A 17,549-nucleotide genomic window follows, 5' to 3' on the forward strand; every position below is an offset into this window, starting at 1 on the left:
TGCTTCAGATTTCCTCTTGGAGCGAGGAGGGGATTTTGTAGCGGGCCTTGGGTGGTTCTTGGCCGGGGACGTGCAGGCGGAGGAAGCCGCGTAGTTCGTCGATGTGTTGCTGGAGGGCGCGGATCAGGCGGATGGCTTCGCGGAAGCGTTTTTTGTCGTCTGCCGCTTGGGTTTCCAGGATCTCGACGCGGGTGCGGAGTTTGCCTACCTCACGCGCCTGCCAGGCGGTGATCGCACCGATGACGGTGGCGACGGCGATGCCGAAGGCTTGCACCAGTTCGGGATTCAGCCAGTGCTGGGCCATTCATAGCCTGCCTTCCTGCCGGTCGACCGGGGTCACCGCCGGTCGAATGAGCAGGCCGGCGAGCACGGGGGTGAGCAGGCCGTAGACGGCCAGCACCGCTTCGATCCACGCGGTATCGATCTGGTGGCCGACTATGAAGGCGATAACTCCGGTGACGGCGACGAGTACCGAACGGATGAGCGCGGGTTCGGGAATCCGGTTCATCAGATCCGTCCTTCCGACGCGGCGAGCAACCGGTCGAGCTTGAGTTCGAGCGCCTTGAGGCGCTGTTCGTTGCGGTAGTCCGCGGCGTCGGAGTTGAGTACGTAGCCCGCGACGGTGTCGCGGTATTCCGAGTCGGCGACCCGGGATTGGAAGCCGTAGGTGAGCTCGAAGTGCACCCGACGCAGCTTGTCGAGCAGTTCACGCTGCTCGGAGTCCGAAAGTGCCATCAGTGCACTGCCTTTCAGTCGGTCCGCGATGTCGGCGCGGAATTGGTCCATGTCCATGCAGCCGGGATCCCATTTGCCTTGCTTGGGTCCGGCCCACTCTTTGTGGGCGATCACGCGATCGGCGCCGTGGCCGAGCTTGCGCAGGATCGCCGCACAGCAGCCGACGTAGGCGTCGTACTGCGCGTCCGACCAGCCCTCGGTGCCGTTGTTGACGGCCTCGATGCCGATGGTGCGGAAATTGGCGTTGTCCTCCGGCAGGCCGGGCCAGGAACCCGCGCCGGCATGCCAGGCGACACCGGCCGCGACCACGGTCACCGTGCCGTCCTGCGCCAGATGCAGCTGCGACAGCGGTCCTGCCAAAGAAGGTATGCCGTAGGCGATTTCGGTCGGCGGCGAATGCGAGCTGCCGGTGTGGTGGGCAACTATGCCCCAGATGTCACCGAAATCCCCGTGGCCGCGTTCCCGCCACCCGGGGAATTCGACGACCCGCAGACCCTCCTCGCGGAGCACGTCCGCGAGCCATACCGGATCACCGGTCCAAGACATAGTTGTCCTACTTTCTGAAAAATACTGCGCCGCGCGGTATTACGTGCGCATCAGAGGATCCGCACGTATCCGCCCGCGGATACGGTGCCCGCCGCCCCGCCCGAAGCAGGCACCGCCAAGGCCTCCACGGTCACCAGATCACCCGCGACGATGTCGACGGTTGCGTTGACCGTCAAGGTGCCCGACGGGCCTTCGACCGGGGGATCGATGGTCGCGACGATCGTCGAATTGACGCGCAGCCGAGCCTGTAGCTGGGTGGGACCGCCGAACCCGGTGGTCGCGCCGGTAAACGGGATCGAGGCGGTCACCGCGGCGGCATTCTTGTTGCCGACAGCCCGCAGGCCGTCGTTGACGACGACGGAGCCGGGAAATCCACCGGTGTCGGCCGTCCAGTTCTTGATAAGGCCCCATGCCTCGGGCATCGGCTGGGTGCCGGTTTTCGTCATACGGACCGGCAGAAAGGCTGGAATTCCAGCGACGACGACGAATGGCATCAGATCCTCCGAAAGCAATGAGCGATTAGACCGGATTGAAGTAGAGGTAGCTGTTCACGCCGCCCGCGACTGTGGTGTTCCAATTGAGGAACGTCGAACCGGTCATTCGCAGCCACACCCGGTCTCCACGCGCCAGGGTCAACGTCTTGGCCGGAATGGCCACCGACGCGGCGGCGGTGGCGAACGTTTGGACCGGGATGTCGTTGTGCATGACCTCGAAGGTTCGCTTCTCGCTGACACCTAGGTTGCCGGACACCTCCAGCCCGCAATACACAGTCACCGTGCCAGGGCCGCTGGAAACCAGTTCGTCGTTCGCGCTGATGACGGTCTCCCCGAAGCCACTGCGGACGACCCAACCCGTCAGCTTGACCTTCGGGGTGTCGGCGGGGACGGACTGATTGCCGTTCTTGTTCATGCCCATCGGCACCGCGGCTTCGGCCATACCGGCTGCAACGATGAACGGCACCGCTACGCCCCAGCCGAAGACGTTGCGTCCGTGGCACTCTCGACTGCGGCAGGGCTTGTTCCGGCGGAACCCTCCGGCTGCTCCATGGGCGGCTCGGCGGGCTGTTCCGTGGGCGGCTCCACCGGCGGTTCAACGGGCGGCTCGACAGGCGGCTCCACCGGCGGCTCAACAGGCGGCTCAACAGGCGGCTCAACAGGCGGTCCAGTGCCCGAACCTGGCGAAACAGGCCGTTCATTAGCCGGCGGAGTAGCAGACCTCGGCCAGCCGACATACATCGTCATGCGACCGTCACTCCCTTGATGCTGGCCTGCAAACCCTTACCCGCACCGGCATCCAACGTGGTGATCGAGACGGTGACCCGATCCCCCGGGTTGAAGGTCCAGGTCAGCGGAACCGTGGTATCCCCAGCCTGATTCGCCGGAAGGATGGTCGCCGACGAACCCGTCACGGCCGTGGTGCCGTTCACCTTCAGTTCGACGACAAGGTTTCCGGTGCCCGCGGTTTCGCCGCGATAGGTCACCGAGCTGACCAAGATCTTCCGTTCGATCCGCAGACCCTCCGGCATCACATTGCCCGGGCCTGCGGCGCGAGTTCCGCTGTGCGACTTGAACGCGATGTCATAGATCTGCCCGACCGGCGTCGGCGTGCGGGCGTCGGTCAGCCGCGGGTCGGTGCTCGCGATCGTATCGATCGCTGTGCGAGCGGCCGCCGCGGTGGCTGCGGTGAGCACCGACCGGCCCAGCGCGGTCGAGTCGGAGATCTGGTTCGCCGGATGGTTGTGCGCGGTCGGGGTGCGCGGATTCGTCAGACGTGCGTCGTCACCGGCGACCGCGGTGGTCGCGGTATCGCCGATGGCAGGCGGGAACGTCGCGGGCTTGCCGGTGATACCCGCCCAGTCGGTGGTGCCCGCCTGACCACGGATCACCACGCCCTGCCCGTTCGGCAACCAGCCGCCGCGCGCCGCGTGATAGACGTACAGCAGCCCATCCGCCTTGACCACATACTGCGCGCCGTCGCCGGGGGCGGCGGGCAGCTGGGCGTAGGTGCCGACCTGCCCGTCGATCTTGATGCCCTCGCCACGCGGCCCCATGACAACGGCGTTACCGGCCGAGGCAGGCACCGGCGAGACCAGCGTCAGATCGACCAGGCCGGTCGAACCGACATCCGGCTTCTCCGGGTCGGCGCCCGGAACATATTCGGGCACAGTGAAACTGAAGGACTCCATCGGAACCCGTTCACCGTCATAGGACAGGTCGAACGACACCCGCCAGGTCCACTGCGAGGGATTCGTCGCCGTACTCGGCGCGACGAGTCGCACGCCACGTCGACCGCGCCAGGTGATGAAACCCCATTCGTCCAACTGACATTCGTAGTGGCTCGGCAGCTGGACATAGGTCGCCGGGCCCGACTGTGCACCGGGGACAAGCACTTTCGGCGCGTCGGCGGTGAAGGTGAGCGAGCCGGTCAGCGGCTCGAATTCGGGGGTGTCACCGACGTCGCCGTCGTCGAGGACGTTCGCGAGGAAACGCCCGACGACTTTGCCGTACTTCAACGGGGGCAGATCGGCCATGGATCAATGCCTTTCGGACAGCAGGCAGCCGGAAACGGCATACCGGAATACGGAAAATGAGTGCGGCCGTTTGGTCAGCCGGTATAGAGCAGCGGTCCCGGCTACACAGGCAGCGCGCGAACGTGGATATGCGAGTAGTTGGAGTCGATGTTGTAGCCCCCCGTACCCTCCATTCGCTGCGCCACGACGTACAGGGTGATCGTCTGGTTCGCGGGAACTATGCCGTAGGTCGCACCAGGCTTTGTCGGGTACTGAAAGCCCGGCGAGACAAGCACATACGCGATGCGCGAGACCCGGTGGCTCCAGCCGTATCCGACGCGCTCACCGGTGGGACTGCCGATGCGCACTTCGATATCGCAGCGCGTCGGTTGTTCCGTCTGCACCTGCACGCCGCCCTCGACGAGTGGGCGCCATGCCGTCGGCTGCGCCGGAATCGTGATGGCGGCCAGCGTCCTGACCTTATCCGTGACGTTCTTGGCGGTGGTGAACTGCTTCTGCCCGATCACCCACGGCCCACTCGGCCGCGGGCTGGGGATGGGCCGGAACTTCTGGGTGGCGGCATCCCAGGCGAGCACGTGGTCTTGACCGAGCGAACGTTCGCTGTCGATCAGGACATCGGAAGCATCCTGGATCCGCCCTTTCGCGCCCGGATCACCGACGTCACCGGTCTCGCCGCGCGGGAAGGTGATCTCCACCTGCTGGGCCGGCGAGGTACCCGTGACCCTGGCGGCCGCAGCCGATCCGGTGGGTCCAGCGACGGCGATTCCGGTCAGCTGATTCGACGCACCCCGGCTACCGACCGTGCGGAAGGCCTTGCCGAAAGCGATGAACCCCATCCCGGTCCAGTAGTAGATGCTGTTCTCCGCGACGACTCGCCACGCTTTGCGTGCGTCCGCCGTGGTGAGTTTCAGTTGGTTCAGGGCAGCCACGTCGGCGACGTCGCCTTGCCACGACCACGGCCACGCCGCGTCGCCTTCCGGCCCGACCGCACCCTGGTTACCTTCGCGGAGTTCGATCAGAGCTTCACGATCGACCAGCTCGAACGGGTTCACCGTGTAAGGCAGCCCGATCGAGTCGGCGACGCCACGCATGGTGATCATGATGTCGTCCTCGTAGACGACGGTCGGTTCGCTGTTCACAGCGTTGTCGGTGGTCACAGCGCCCCCACGGGTCGGGCGAAGCACACGATCGACGCGCACTCCATGGAATAGTCGTAGTTGGCAGTGCCCGAACGGCGCAGCAGCACATGCAGCGTCACCGGCTGACCGGCGGGCACGACACCGATGGTGCTGTCCGGGGTCATGGTGCGCACCGCATAGTGCGGCTGGAATCGGGCGAGGGTGCTTGCGCCGGTCACGAAGCCGACGCCGAGCGCGACGAGCTGGCCGGTCACCGAGCCGATGCGCACCTCGGCATCGATGCGGGTAGCGAATTCATTCCAATTCTCATCGGGGCGTACGACGACGCCACCGGTGATGATCGGCCGCCAGTCGGTGTCCTGTGCCGGAATATTCAACTGCGCAATGTTTTTCGTAGCGGCGGTGATCCCCGTCTGCGAGGCGACGAAGCCGGGACCGTTATCCCAGGAACGTCCCTCGAGCATGGTCCATGGTCCACGCAGGCCGGGGTACGGCCGCGGCTTCCACTTCCCGGCCGCCGGGTCCCATGTCGGCACTGCGCGATCGATGTGCGGACCGTCGGCGTAGTCCGGTGCGTTCCGGATCGGCCCTGGACCACCGGCTTCACCTTTGCGGCCCTTGCCGCCGCGCGGAACCGTCAGGTTCAGTGTCAGATTGGGTGCGGTGCCGGTCACCGACGCCTGGAGATCGGACCCGACGGGTCCGGTGTCGACCGCGCCGATGGTGATCGTGCACGGCTGCCCGTCGGGACCCGCGGCACCGAAGGCCGCGGTGAACTCGTCGAATCCGGCACCGTTCCAGTACACCAGGGCGCCGGTGGACAAGATCCGCCATGCTTTGCCCGCATGTGCCATCGTCAGCTTGGGGGTGAGCGCCGAGAGCGCGGACTGATCCGCGATGTCACCTTCCCAGCGGAACGGCCTGGCGGCCTCGCCCGGCTTGCCGCGGCCTCCAGTAGTGCCGGTCATCAACTCCAGGGAGCCGTCGCGCGGCGTACCGTGCATGGACTGCACGACACCGGGCGCACCGACACCCTCGTCGATGCCGCGGACCTCGGTCGACGCGAAATACTCTCTTACCGTAGACATTTCACCTCACTCGATTGGTTCTGCGAAAACGACGATCGATGCCCGGGATGGCGAGAATCCGATATTGCCGTTGCCGTCGCCGACCCGCTCGACCGCGACAATCAGATTCGCGGGTGCTCCGGCGGGGACTGTGGCGAAATCCGACGTCGGCGACAGTACTTTCGATGTGGTGCCGTCGCGATAGCACGGAACAACCGGCATATACACCCAGGCGCCGGAGCACGCGATAGAGGTAGCCACGATCTCGCCCTGCGAATGATGCAGCCGCACAGTGGCTTCCGCGCTCACCCCGGCATCGCCGCGACTGTAGATATGCCCGTATACGACGGGACGCCATCGGAAGGGCAGTGGCGCGATGGTGAACGTACCGGCCTCGATCCGACCGGCGTTCTCTTGCCGTTCGACCCCGAAATCTTCCTGGTACCACGACCAGGGCCCCAGCCCCAGCGGCGTGGCCGACGATCGGAACTTCCGGCTGGACTTGTCGTAGGCGAACACACTGCCGACACCCGGGGTACGCACCTTGTCGTAGTCCGGGGACTCGGTGATCTGCCCGGACGCACCGGGCGGACCCTTCGGACCGCGCGGACCGGCCGGGACGGTCACCTTCAACTGCTGGTCCGCGCCCGTCCCGCTGAACTCCACGGCGGGCACGGTGTAGTTCTCCCCGCGTTCGGTCTTCGTGACGGTGACGGTGGTCGGCGCGGCAACCGGACCCCGAGGTCCGACCGCGTCCGGGGAATGCCGCCACTCGGTACCGGTCCAGACATCCATACCGTTGTCGTCGAGCCGATGCCACCAGCTGCCACGATCCTCCGCTCCGAGCCCGGTCGGCCGGGCCGCCGCATTGGCGATCTCACCCATCTTTCGGAAAGTGGTGCGTGGCCGACCCCGCTTGCCCTGCTCACCGGGTGGGCCCGGCGGTAGGTCCAGGTTCGCGGATCCCGCGGAGACGGTCGTCTGCGCGGTCAGCACGGGCAACCCATCGACGTCGGGCACCCGCTTGATGGTGATATGGGCGGGAAAAGTGATGTCCGCCATGGTTTCTCCTCTTCGAAAGGGCTCAGAAGATGAGCAGGTCGAGATCGGCGCCGACGTCGGTGGCCAGATCCTTGATCGCGGCGGCGACGCGGCCGAGCCGCTGCCATGCCTTGACGATCGAGTCCTCTTCATCGGATCCGTCGCCGACCACGATGTGCCATTTCGCGGCGGTCTCACGGTCGTCGGTGAAGGTCAGTTCGGTCACGTAATCGGTGAAGATCTTGCCGTCGAGTGCGAAGCCGATCTGGTCGCCGAGCCCGTAGTCCTGACCGAGGATGTAGGGGGCGTTGTCTTCGACGGTCACCCGCTTACTGGTGTAGCCGCGGGTCAGGTGCATGCCCTGGCGGGCGGCGACCAGACCGTCCAGGTTGAACGCCTTGTCGCTGCCCGAGATGTACAGCTCCCGGAAGGCATACGGACCGGCCCGGTCCACCCGCTCCATGTTGCGGTAGACGTTCCATGCGAGGAACACGTCGTTGAGCTGCCCGCGGTACAGCCAGCCGAGCCCGATGAGCGACAGCAAGCCCTTGATCACGAACTCGATGCCCGCGTTCACCCAGCCGGGCGAGCGGCCGCCGATGATGATGTCGGTGGCGGTGGGCTTGTGCAGCGCGATCTCGGATTTGCCGATCCCGGAGTACTCGCCTTCGAAGTACCACACCCAGGGGTAGTTCCGGAAAGTGCCCTGACTGAGGCGCTCTCCATACACCGCTTCGTATTCGGTGGTGGAGTCCAGGTTCGGGTAGCGCACGGGCGTGGTGCCGTCGCCGGTGAATTCTTCGATCCAGGAACGGATTCCGTCGATCAGCGTGCCGGTCGGGCCGGTGACACCCGACTTGTCCACGGTCTCCAGCACCACGGTCGGCCGATCGAGGTGGAACCATTTCGGCGCCGGCTGTTCGTCCTCGTCGGGCAGGAAGAACCGGGCGGTCAGCATGACGCCGGAGTCTTCGAGCATGGGGGCGAACAGCTTGTCGGCCATGTCGAAACGGGCCGACGCCGCGCTCCACTTGCTGGTGTCGTGCAGCGGATCCACCGGGACGACGGCGATCGGGAAGAGCAGGTTGCCGGTGCCGCCCCACTCCGGCTTCTCGGCGTGCTGCGGCGGCACCCAGCCCGGCGCCTGCAGGCGCATCAGGTTGGTCGTCAGGTAGTTGGTGATAATGGTGCGCACCGGGCCGAACTGGATCATGTGCCGCGGGAACTGCGCCAGAATCGGCGCGAAAGGGCTTGCCCAGCAACAGATCGTCGAGATGTGGTTCCAGCAGTGGATGGCCTCGATGTCGACGGTCTCGACGCCGTACTCGTCCCGGACGATCGAGGCCTTGGTGATGTAACCATCCCAGCGGAATCCCTTGGTGTTCACCGTGATCGGGATGGTGGCGTCTTCGTGGTCTTTATTGTTGAAGAGGTGGTCGAAGTGCACCATGTCGCGCGGGCAGATCATCTTGAGTCCGCCGGGTGCGTTGCGCGGGTAGGTGAACTCCAGCGAGAGGTAGCTGTGCTCCTCGCCGACCTCCTGCATCCATTTGTCCCAATAGCGCACCAGGACATCAGGATCGCGTAGCTGCTCCTGTTCGTCTTTGTACGCCTTGTCCATGCGCAGGGCTTCGTCCTGCGGGTCCCAGGCAGGCATGCTCATCAGAACGGCCTCGACGATCGCGGCGTGACCGAGACGACCAGGCTGGACTGCAGATTGCCGCCGTCGACCTGGACGATGATGTCGGTGGCGCTCCATGGCGGCAGCGCGGCGAGCCAGCGGCGACCGGCCAACTGGCCCCAGACATTCTGCGGCGTCGTCGAATTCCCCGAGTACAGGCGAGCGGTGCGATGCCGAGGATGCGTATCGATCCGCAGGGTCTGTGCGGCGGTGAGCCGAGGCGTGTGCACCAACCGCGGGGTCGCACCTCCCGTCGGATCCAGAATCGCCCAGCGGCCGGGACCATTCATGGTGTACCGCGGCCAGGCAGGCTGGTCGGCGGCGTTGCGTGCCCGCACCTTGCCCTCGTTGAGGCCCGAGGTGTTGGTCCACACCGCGGTTTCGTCGAAATGTCGTTCCAGCGGATCCATCGCGGTCGCCGACATCTTGTACAGCGCAAAGGCATTGCGCGCCGGGTCGATCTCGCCGACGGCTTCAGGTGCGCTGTCGAGCTGCACCTGCTGGAACCGCCAGCCCTGATGACGGGTGAAAAACCCGATGGTGGACGGCTTGTCGGTGGACCAACCGCGGAACCAAGCATCGTGCACCGCGTAGAAATCCCGGACCGGATGCGCGCCAGTGCTTTTCGCGGACTGGGAGATCACCGCGATGAAGTCCCATTCCTTCTTGGCGCGGATCGAGCGCTGGAAGGTCGCGCCGTCCTGGCGCGCACCCTCGTTGACGAGCAATTGCACCGGGGCGAACATGTACCCGGTCTGGTTCGACAGCCGGACGCCTTCGCGTCCGGCATTCGAGCCGGACAGGTGCCACACCCGGCCGTTGACGTCCCACAGGACGATCTTCGTGTAATGGCTGTTGTCCAAAAGTTGGTGGGTCATCGGCCGAGCCCTCCTCCGCGTTGTTGCGCCACCGTGCGACGCCGGCGAACCCGCTCCACCGCGATGGCGGCGCTCTTGGGGTCCATGCCGTTGAAGTTGTAGATGTCTCCCCGGGCGGTGCGACCGCCCGGACCTTTGGCGAGATTGGTCAGGCCGAAACCGGTGCCGAGCTCCTCTTTCACGCCGCTGGCCACGATCTCGATAGGTTTGGTGATGAACTCCGCGGCGGTGCCCGCGACCATCGACCCGATCATCGAGCCGATCGCGGGAGCCAGCGCGCCCAGCGGGCCGAGGAACGGGGCGACCAAGGTGCCGGCGGCGGTACCGAGGGTGCTGCCGACAGTGGACGCCGCGCCCTTGATCGCGCCGGTGATACCGCCGACCAGGCCGTTCTGCTGGAGGCCGCTGATGCCGCCTTGCAAAGCGGCGAGCCCGACCTGCTGATCGCGGGTCATCTGCGGCGTCGCACTCTGGGTGCCGGTGGGGTTCCAGTCGATACCGGTGTACTCCTTGACGACCGCGGCGATGCTCGACGACCACTTGCCCTCGGGATCCACGCTCTTGTAGAGATCACCGAGCGCGTCACCCTGTTCGGCGCCGAATTGGGCGCCGGCCTCGATGATTGCGTTGCCGTTCGGGCCCACCAGCGGCGCGAGCACGGAAGCCGCGTCGCCACCGAGCTGACCGCCCGCGACATTGAGGAGATCCTTGAAGCTGCTCGTGTAGGGGTCGTAGATCTCGTCGCTCAGTGCCAGCGACTGCGCACCGAATCCGGCCGCACCGACCGCAGGAGTTCCGCCGGTCGGTGCATCGGTCAGCGGCACATCGACACTCGACGGGTCGCCGGACTGCCCGTTCTTGCTCGGGCGGTTGCGGACCAGGTACGAGCCGGTCGGTGAGGGGGTCGGGACGCCACCGTAGGTGTACGACCCGCCACCGGAATACGAGGAACCCCCACCGGATGCGCCGGTGACACTCTCATCCGTCTGTTGCGGCACAAACGAATTCCCGCCGTCACCGCTGCCGTTTTCGCCGGTACCGACGCTGGTCGGCCCGCTGGCTCCGAGCCCGGATCCGCCTGACTCGCCGGACAATGTCATCGACGCGGACAGGCTGCCGCCGAACTTCGCACCGATCAAACTGCCGAGCTGGGCACCGATCACCGGCGCCAACGCGCCGTCGGGCCCGAGTGCGGGCGCCAGCACCGAGCCCAATGCGGCACCGACCTGACTGCCCGCCTGGGTTGCCGCACCGACGATGCCGGTGGCCAAGGCGGTCGACAACGACCCCAAGGGGTTGAGGCCGCCGGTGCGCACCGCCGTGGACTGGCCGGCCTCGTTGCCGGTCGGCATATTCCCGATCGGCGCCTGGTACGCGCGGCCGAAGCCGAGCGCCCCGGGCGTCCCCTCGGACCGCACCCGCATGGCGGCCCCCAACGGATTTGCTTCGCCGAGATCGGGCGAGTCCGAACGGGTCGCCGACTCCTGTGCCGGGGCGCCTGCCGCACCGCCGGAGCCGAGCACCGAGTTCAGTACGCCGCCCGGCCCGAAGGCGGGCGCGACGATCGAACCCAGCGCGGCACCGGCGGCGCCGCCCGCATTGATGGCGGCATTCCCGATGCCGCCGAGGACATCGGCCACCATGCCGAACAGGCCGAAATCCTGTGGCCGGAAAGCGGCATCCGGGCTGGTCGGCGCGATGGGGTTGCGCAGCAGATCGCGCCACGACTGGGCCGCCGAGCCACCCGCGCCGACCAGACCGCCGTCGGCGAAACCGGGCAGCATGCCACCCAAATAGGCCGGCGACGGCACCCAACCGCCGTTGATCGCGGCCAGCAGCGGCAACGCATTCGACGTCGCCGCGGCATTGACCACGAACTCACCGGGCGACAACCGGGCAAGAACCTGGTCTTGCCGCGGCCCGCCCGGCCCGTGCACCATGCCGCCGTTCGCGAAACGCTGCGGCGTGCGGCCTTCGACACCCGACCCGGGTACACCCGAATCGTCGCTGACCTCGTCGCCGGAGTCGTTGTCGCCGTGGCGATCTCGGGCCGGACCGGACAGCGTCGCCTTCGAGCTGACCCGAACGATCCTGGTCCGCGTCTTGGCGGCTTTGCCGTCCGGGTCGTAGCGGTTGAGCGCACCGGTCGCGACCCAGTTTGCGAAGAATTTCGGTACCGCGCCGAGGATTTCCTGGAAAGCCTGTGTCAGCGAACCGATTTGCACGGAATCACCGGTGATCCCGTTCGCCGACACCGACGAATCGCCGGCCACCAGGATCGGCTCGTCACCGGGCAGGGTGATCACCGAGGTGCCGGTGACCTTGCCGCCTTCCCAGACCGCCCCGCTCGGCAACGAGACCTTCTGCCCGGGGCCGGGCTGGCCGCTGTTGGACATGGCCAGGATGTCCGGCATCGCCATGACCGGCGGGCGCGCCGAAGGTCGCCTCGAGTCCGGCGGAGTCCGCACATCGGAGCTCATTTGTTTCTCCACATTCGCATCTACTTTCTCGGCCGTTTGCGCAGATCAACGCCCGCGGGCTAGTCCTCCCAGTTGAGGAACTCGTTCATCTCGTCGATCCCGGTGGCCGTGCCGATTCGTTCGCGCCCGGACTTCACGCCGGGGCGCGGCACGAGTTCCGGACGGTTGCGGCCGTTCCTGGCGTCGTCGGTTTTCGCCCAGACGAGCCAGCGCAGCGAATCGGTGATGTCGGCCAGCAGGAACTGGTCGAGCTGCCAGCGGTAACTCTCGGGATTCATCGCACGAAACAGCGCGGACTCGGCGGGTAGCCATCGGACGATCGCCTTCAGCTCACGCCAGCCGAGCACCTCGGTGCCGAGCTGACGCAACCGCAGGCCGAGCGTGATCAGGTCGTATTCGATAGCCTCGCAATGCTCTTCGAGAAGAGCATCGAGGCTTAGGATTCCCCCAGGTTGACTCCCGAGTGGGTGCGCCAGGCATCCAGCAGCTCGTGGTAGGCGTCCGGATCCATCTCGTCCAGCACCGCGAGCGACTCGGCGGACAGAGTCAGCTCCAGCAGTGTGTACATCGCGTCGACGTCGCCGAGGCGGCGGATCCGGCGGATCAGGCCCGGCTTGAGATACGACAGGGACGGGAGATTCAATTCGGCATCGCCCACTTTGTAGACGAAGTCGTCTTTTACCTGAAGCGGGCGGTTGAGGGTGATGGGGGCTTTCGGGGAAGTCATTGGTTCGCAGACCCTTTCATGACATGTTTGTGCGCAGGTGATGGAAGATTTTTTGAAATGGGAAATAAGGGCCCAACGGTGGCGGGCGGGCCTGCGCATAGGTGTGAAACCCGCCACCGCTGGGGGCTTTTATCAGGCGGTCTTGATGCCGTCGTCGAGGTAGCGGTAAGCCTTGACCTGGGCGTCGTCCTTGAACGCCTCAATGGTGATGTTGAAGCCGGCCAGTTCCTTGGACACGAACTTGCGCTCCTGAACCTGCGAGATCGAGGCATTCGGCAGCACGATGCGCATCTTCTTGTTCTCGCTCAGCATGTCGAACACCCATGCGCGACGCGGCAGCACCGAGCCGGTCTCCTTGATCGCGTACTGCTTGCCCGAGGTGGCCGACGCCGCAGTGGGGACGACATTGCCGTCGCCGAACACCTGGGTGAGGACATCCTCGTCCCACACCGCGTACAAGGTGAGGCCGAAGCGGACCGAGTGCTCGGTCTGCAGGTTGGCGATGATGTCGGCGTTCCAGTCCTTGACCTGCTCGATCTTGCGCTCGCCCTTGGACTCGATGCCGTCCTCCGAGACGTAGCCGAGGGCCTTGAACGCGTCGACCGGCTTGACGCTCGCGCCGACCGGCAGCAGAGTGCCGATCGGGGCGACCAGCACACCGCCGGAAACAGTGACCGGAGCACCGGTACCGATGTACTTGCTAGAAGGCAAAGCCATTGTGATTCTCCCTTGGGATTGTTGCGCAGGCCCATGGGATTTCGGTATTCAGTTGTGGCTCCCATGAGGGGGAGTCAGGCGAGGGCTACGCCTCGCACGTTTGATGTCCGCACGACCGCGTTCCCCCGATAGAGAGAGGCGGGCGGCGTTCCCGTCAGTAGACCTGGGTAGCGGGACGATCATCGGAGACTGCGAAACCGCCCCAATCGACGATCTCGTAACCGCCGCTACTGCCGGCATACCCTGCAAGCACCGAGACAAGTAGCTGCTTCACGGTCTTCTCGCCCCAGGTATCCCGGTGGACAAGTTGATGACCGCGCCTGTCGTCGTCGCGGTGCACGTAACTGAGCACGCAGTAGGGCGAATAGAATCTCGCCTCCATCTGCGAGAACACGAAGTCTTCTCCCGGTATCGTCGGGTGAATATCGAAGATAAATGCATTGGGCCAGCCGTTTGCGTTGACGATCCGAACCAACCGCGCATACCGGAATGGCTCGGCAATCCACTTCACCAGCAGGGTTTCATCCTTCTTGAGGCTGATCTCTCGCTGTGTCACTGCTATCTCTCCTTGTTCAGGCGACCAGTTGTGTTGGCGTACAAGGTGTTCAGGCCGCTTTGCCGCGTACGATCAAATCGGCGACGATGGTGTGTCGCGGGGCGGCCGTCGCCGGATCGGTGTCGTTCTCGAGGCCGACATCTTCGATGTAGTCGCACCACACGGTGCCGAGGTAGCCCGGCGCAGCAGCCGAGAGGATGGCGCGGACAAGCCCGGCCAAAGCGGCTGCGGCACCGGCATCATCGGTGCATTCGAGGACAACGCGTGGCCGATCCAGAATCAGGTTCGGACCGCGGCGACCCTCTCGATCTTCGATGTCCTGTCGCAGGATTCGATCGTTCCGCTTGACCCGCACCATCCGCGCCGGCCGTGGCTCCGGAATCCGGGTGACCACCTTCGCGGTGTCGGAAACTGCGGTGAGTTGCGCGGTCAGGTAATCGACCAGAGTCTTCTCGATGTCGGGGTACACGATTCGTTCGGTCATCGCGCTACCACCCTTTCGTGGCTATGGCTCTTGCCGGGCTTGCTCGATCCGCTGACGCAGTTGATCGACGACTCCCGCATAGGCTTCGGTCTTGGTCGCGGCCTCGAAGGACAGGCCGCGGGGATGGACGGCGTACCAGCGGCCGTCGTCGGTTTGGCTGACCTGGATGTCGTCGAGGTCGTAGAACGACTCGGGGTCCGGTACCGGCCACTCGCCGTTCTCGTCCTTGGTGACGTGCAGGCCGGTATCGAACGCACCGGGCGCGCCACCGGGGGTAGCGGTCCAGCGGATCTCCTCCAGCTCGGGATGCACTCGCACACCGCGCTTTACGAGATACTCGGCGACGCGCGTCGCCTGCTTGATGCCGGTCACCGTCGGCTCCGCCGTCTTGGGCGACTGCTTGCTCCGCCATTCGGGCAGGTGGATCACCGACAGTTCCTCGGCCAGCGCCTTCACCTGTGGATCCAGCTCCGCGGTGTCCGCGGACTCGGCGAGCTTCCCGCTGAGAGCCTGCTGGATGAACGCCAGGAACTCCGGCGTCACCAGCTGTCCGGCATCGGTGCGCACGTACTCCGGCGGTGGCTGATGGTTGGCGAACTGGATGGACTCGACAATTTTCTTGTCAGACAATGTGTTACGTCCCCTGATCTGAACTCGGTGGATGCTGGGCATGAAAAAGCCCAGTCCCGACCAGGGATTGGGCTTGGGCATAGACGGCGGGCGGACCTCGCCGCGCTCGGGTTTACAGACCCAGGAGCGGGCGGATCAGGGGCGCCAGGTGGCAGGCCAGGGTAATCAGGTCGAGGACGACGGTGAGCATCGATTCACCTCCTCTCGAGAGGGTCAATAACGCCGGGACGAGTCCGGCACGATGCGACCTGCTTCGACCAAGGTGTTGAAGGCCAACGCTTTTCGACGGCAGTGGTCGACGGAGCAGGCGCGGTGGACGCGCATCGACTCGTGAGCCTGGGCGATGGTGAGCGGGGCCGCCGGGGTGGCGTGGTCGGCCAGTTCGAGCAGCTCCAGGACGGTGTTGTCCATGTCAGACCTCGGTTGTCGAAAAGGTTCGGGCTCCGGCGGGTTCACCGTGCCATGTGAGACGTTTGAGCCCCACCCCCGATCAGGGGGTGTACCGGGGGTGGGGCGAAACGCCCCGGTCGCATCTGCACGTCTGCAACCGCGAGAAAGGGGTCAGCGGGAGACAGGAGCGGAAACCGGGGCGGGTATGTGGCAGGCTCGCGCCCGCTTGTCATCGATCTCGAAGAGGTTTCGGGGGCATGCCACATGCATTCGCTACGCCGGCCACACAGGGGGCCGTAATAGCGGAACGTGAAAGTGATTGGTAGTACGAGAGTTTCCCGGAGAAGTTCGGGATGAGGGCGCAGCTGTGGCGCTGCACAAAGCTTCACCTAAAGCGCGGAAGATGTCAACCCCCGAATACAGAATTGCATGAAAAACGCAGGTAGATGGCTACTTTCGAGCGTCCACCCGAGAGCATCGATTGCCCATAAAACGCCGATTGCCCCACCTCCTGCGAGGTGGGGCAATCGGCTCAGCTGCAAGCAGATGTACTACGAGGCCTCCGCCGAGCCCGTGCTCAGCAGCTTGAGGAGGTCACCGAGGATCGTGGCCGAACCGCTCTCGGTCGCGGTGTCGGTCTTGGCGGAACCGGTGCCCGAGCCCGAGTCGGTGCCGGCCGAGGCCAGGCCCGAACCGGCCAGGATGATGCCTGCGGTAGCCGCGAACACAACGCCGAACACGCGAATCTTGCTCATCTGAGAATCTTCCCCTTGAAAAAATTGTCCCTCGAATCGACAACCTGCTGGTTATCGGTCGAGAGTTTTCTAGCACAGGGTTTACCCGGCTAGCGACCCGCCAGTCACGCGCAACGCACGACGTCAATTGCCGATCGATAACGGGTCATGCACAGCGAGGGTTTCGGAACAATACCTGCAAATTCGGTGCAGGGCCGCGACTTCTACGGTTTCCCAGGCGCTCCGGGAACTTCGTTCACATACCGGCATCTCGACGCACCAGTCCCCGGCACTCGGCCGAGTCCGCAGCCGATGCACAGCCACCGACCCAGCTATCGCCGAGCGTGAACGTTGCGAATAGCGCACCCGGTCACAGGTACCCAGCAATTCGAGAGTTATGTTGTGATTCATTTCATACGAAATGACTGTAACTTTCTGCGTTCTTTCGCCGAGCGCGCACCGAATTACGTTTTGAAACAACTCAATTCGAGTCATTCACGGCGGCCGGTGCGCGACGTCGCATCGGATGCACCAGGTGTTCGTCCAATACCTCACCCACGGTGTACAACTCTGGCCAGCCCGGTGCCCACGGCCCGGGTAGTGGGGCGATTTTCCCTGCGTTGCGCAGTGTTTGGATCCGCCGCACGGTCAGTCCCTGATACTCGGCGCCGAGTTCCTTTGCCAACGTGGCGATCCCGGATGCGTTGAGCCGGTGCCGGCGCGCCTGCTCGAGTTTCTGCTCGTCCAGCTCGATCGGTGCGGCAGGCGGGCACACGATCCACAGTGCGGCCTGCACCACCGTGCGGATCTCCGAGGGGGCGCCCTCGGCACCCTCGGTCATGGCCAGCGCGATCAGGTTTCGGTCCAGCCAGCGAGCGAGGCCGGGCGTGGACGGTGATCCGGCATAGTCGAGACCACGCTGCTCACACACGAGCCGCACCCACGAGACGAGTACCGCGTGTAATTCGTCGGCGGCCCGGGAGGCGGCGGGGTTGTAGGGCAGGGGCTGTTCGCTCGGTCTGCGGTTCATCCGATAGTCACCGCGGGTGCTCAATCGGGACTGCCTGGTCAGCGAAATGCTGAGATCCTCGGCGAGATCGGGGATTTCGCGAAGCAACTCAGCGAGCGCACGGAGTTCGATGCGGTCGAGGTACAGGTGGTTCGGGTGCTCGGTCACCGGGAAACCGCCTCGATGGACCGCGGTGCGGTGGTGG

Annotated in this window: 22 protein-coding genes; 1 reads left to right on the forward strand and 21 read right to left on the reverse strand. The window is 65.2% G+C overall.

The genetic code is table 11. From position 1 onward, the window contains the following. Positions 1–4: 4 nt before the first annotated feature. From DBO33_RS00305 to DBO33_RS00395, 18 genes are all read right to left on the reverse strand, one after another. The gene (locus tag DBO33_RS00305) at positions 5–304 is read right to left on the reverse strand and encodes a hypothetical protein (protein ID WP_107653250.1); all 300 of its coding nucleotides are present in this window, start codon (positions 302–304) and stop codon (positions 5–7) included. Further along, positions 305–508 (reverse strand): hypothetical protein, encoded by a 204-nt coding sequence (locus tag DBO33_RS00310; protein WP_107653251.1) that lies wholly within the window; start codon positions 506–508, stop codon positions 305–307. Beyond that, positions 508–1,281 carry a peptidoglycan recognition protein family protein gene (locus tag DBO33_RS00315; RefSeq protein ID WP_107653252.1) on the reverse strand — a complete coding sequence of 258 codons (774 nt, stop codon included), beginning with the start codon at positions 1,279–1,281 and terminating at the stop codon, positions 508–510. Before DBO33_RS00315 ends, DBO33_RS00310 begins: the two co-directional genes overlap by 1 nt. 50 nt (positions 1,282–1,331) lie before the next feature. Then, complete coding sequence (locus DBO33_RS00320) at positions 1,332–1,727, reverse strand: hypothetical protein (protein ID WP_107653253.1); 396 nt, start codon at positions 1,725–1,727, stop codon at positions 1,332–1,334. A gap of 73 nt (positions 1,728–1,800) precedes the next feature. After that, positions 1,801–2,241 (reverse strand): complement C1q domain-containing protein, encoded by a 441-nt coding sequence (locus DBO33_RS00325; protein ID WP_159080082.1) that lies wholly within the window; start codon positions 2,239–2,241, stop codon positions 1,801–1,803. A 277-nt stretch (positions 2,242–2,518) separates the two neighbouring features. Continuing rightward, positions 2,519–3,811, reverse strand: a complete 1,293-nt coding sequence (locus DBO33_RS00335; RefSeq protein WP_107653255.1) for a hypothetical protein — start codon at positions 3,809–3,811, stop codon at positions 2,519–2,521. Positions 3,812–3,912: 101 nt separating this feature from the next. Continuing rightward, positions 3,913–4,968 (reverse strand): hypothetical protein, encoded by a 1,056-nt coding sequence (locus DBO33_RS00340; RefSeq protein ID WP_107653256.1) that lies wholly within the window; start codon positions 4,966–4,968, stop codon positions 3,913–3,915. Continuing rightward, a complete protein-coding gene (locus DBO33_RS00345; protein ID WP_107653257.1) occupies positions 4,965–6,038 on the reverse strand; it encodes a hypothetical protein in 1,074 nt (357 codons plus the stop codon). Before DBO33_RS00345 ends, DBO33_RS00340 begins: the two co-directional genes overlap by 4 nt. Positions 6,039–6,044: 6 nt before the next feature. Next, positions 6,045–7,079: a hypothetical protein gene (locus tag DBO33_RS00350; RefSeq protein ID WP_107653258.1), complete on the reverse strand. Its 1,035-nt coding sequence runs from the start codon at positions 7,077–7,079 to the stop codon at positions 6,045–6,047. 22 nt (positions 7,080–7,101) lie between these two features. Further along, entirely contained in the window at positions 7,102–8,721 is a 1,620-nt protein-coding gene (locus DBO33_RS00355) for a Gp37-like protein (RefSeq protein ID WP_234390618.1), read from the reverse strand. Next, positions 8,721–9,617, reverse strand: coding sequence for a phage tail protein (locus DBO33_RS00360; protein WP_199856499.1), 897 nt, complete (start codon positions 9,615–9,617; stop codon positions 8,721–8,723). Before DBO33_RS00360 ends, DBO33_RS00355 begins: the two co-directional genes overlap by 1 nt. Next, positions 9,614–12,097, reverse strand: coding sequence for a hypothetical protein (locus DBO33_RS00365; protein ID WP_159080083.1), 2,484 nt, complete (start codon positions 12,095–12,097; stop codon positions 9,614–9,616). Before DBO33_RS00365 ends, DBO33_RS00360 begins: the two co-directional genes overlap by 4 nt. Positions 12,098–12,156: 59 nt before the next feature. Further along, entirely contained in the window at positions 12,157–12,465 is a 309-nt protein-coding gene (locus DBO33_RS00370) for a DUF5361 domain-containing protein (RefSeq protein WP_107653260.1), read from the reverse strand. 68 nt (positions 12,466–12,533) lie between these two features. Further along, positions 12,534–12,824: a hypothetical protein gene (locus tag DBO33_RS00375; RefSeq protein WP_107653261.1), complete on the reverse strand. Its 291-nt coding sequence runs from the start codon at positions 12,822–12,824 to the stop codon at positions 12,534–12,536. A gap of 132 nt (positions 12,825–12,956) precedes the next feature. Further along, complete coding sequence (locus DBO33_RS00380; protein ID WP_159080084.1) at positions 12,957–13,541, reverse strand: phage tail tube protein; 585 nt, start codon at positions 13,539–13,541, stop codon at positions 12,957–12,959. A gap of 154 nt (positions 13,542–13,695) precedes the next feature. Continuing rightward, entirely contained in the window at positions 13,696–14,097 is a 402-nt protein-coding gene (locus DBO33_RS00385; RefSeq protein WP_107653263.1) for a hypothetical protein, read from the reverse strand. 49 nt (positions 14,098–14,146) lie between these two features. Next, complete coding sequence (locus DBO33_RS00390) at positions 14,147–14,581, reverse strand: hypothetical protein (protein WP_107653264.1); 435 nt, start codon at positions 14,579–14,581, stop codon at positions 14,147–14,149. A 21-nt stretch (positions 14,582–14,602) separates the two neighbouring features. Beyond that, complete coding sequence (locus DBO33_RS00395; protein WP_107653265.1) at positions 14,603–15,211, reverse strand: hypothetical protein; 609 nt, start codon at positions 15,209–15,211, stop codon at positions 14,603–14,605. Positions 15,212–15,251: 40 nt separating this feature from the next. Here DBO33_RS00395 and DBO33_RS42525 point away from each other — a divergent pair, with 40 nt between their 5' ends. Then, complete coding sequence (locus DBO33_RS42525) at positions 15,252–15,431, forward strand: hypothetical protein (RefSeq protein WP_159080085.1); 180 nt, start codon at positions 15,252–15,254, stop codon at positions 15,429–15,431. Here the strand turns inward: DBO33_RS42525 and DBO33_RS00400 are convergent. The 3 genes from DBO33_RS00400 to DBO33_RS00410 all read right to left on the reverse strand — a co-directional run bounded on the left by DBO33_RS00400 (position 15,425) and on the right by DBO33_RS00410 (position 17,512). After that, positions 15,425–15,622, reverse strand: a complete 198-nt coding sequence (locus tag DBO33_RS00400; RefSeq protein WP_107653266.1) for a hypothetical protein — start codon at positions 15,620–15,622, stop codon at positions 15,425–15,427. The genes DBO33_RS42525 and DBO33_RS00400 overlap by 7 nt on opposite strands. Before the next feature lie 530 nt (positions 15,623–16,152). Further along, positions 16,153–16,356, reverse strand: a complete 204-nt coding sequence (locus DBO33_RS00405) for a hypothetical protein (protein ID WP_107653267.1) — start codon at positions 16,354–16,356, stop codon at positions 16,153–16,155. Between the two features lie 460 nt (positions 16,357–16,816). Then, positions 16,817–17,512: a hypothetical protein gene (locus DBO33_RS00410; RefSeq protein ID WP_107653268.1), complete on the reverse strand. Its 696-nt coding sequence runs from the start codon at positions 17,510–17,512 to the stop codon at positions 16,817–16,819. Positions 17,513–17,549: the final 37 nt, after the last annotated feature.

The organism is Nocardia suismassiliense (assembly GCF_900269665.1).
Classification (GTDB): domain Bacteria; phylum Actinomycetota; class Actinomycetes; order Mycobacteriales; family Mycobacteriaceae; genus Nocardia; species Nocardia suismassiliense.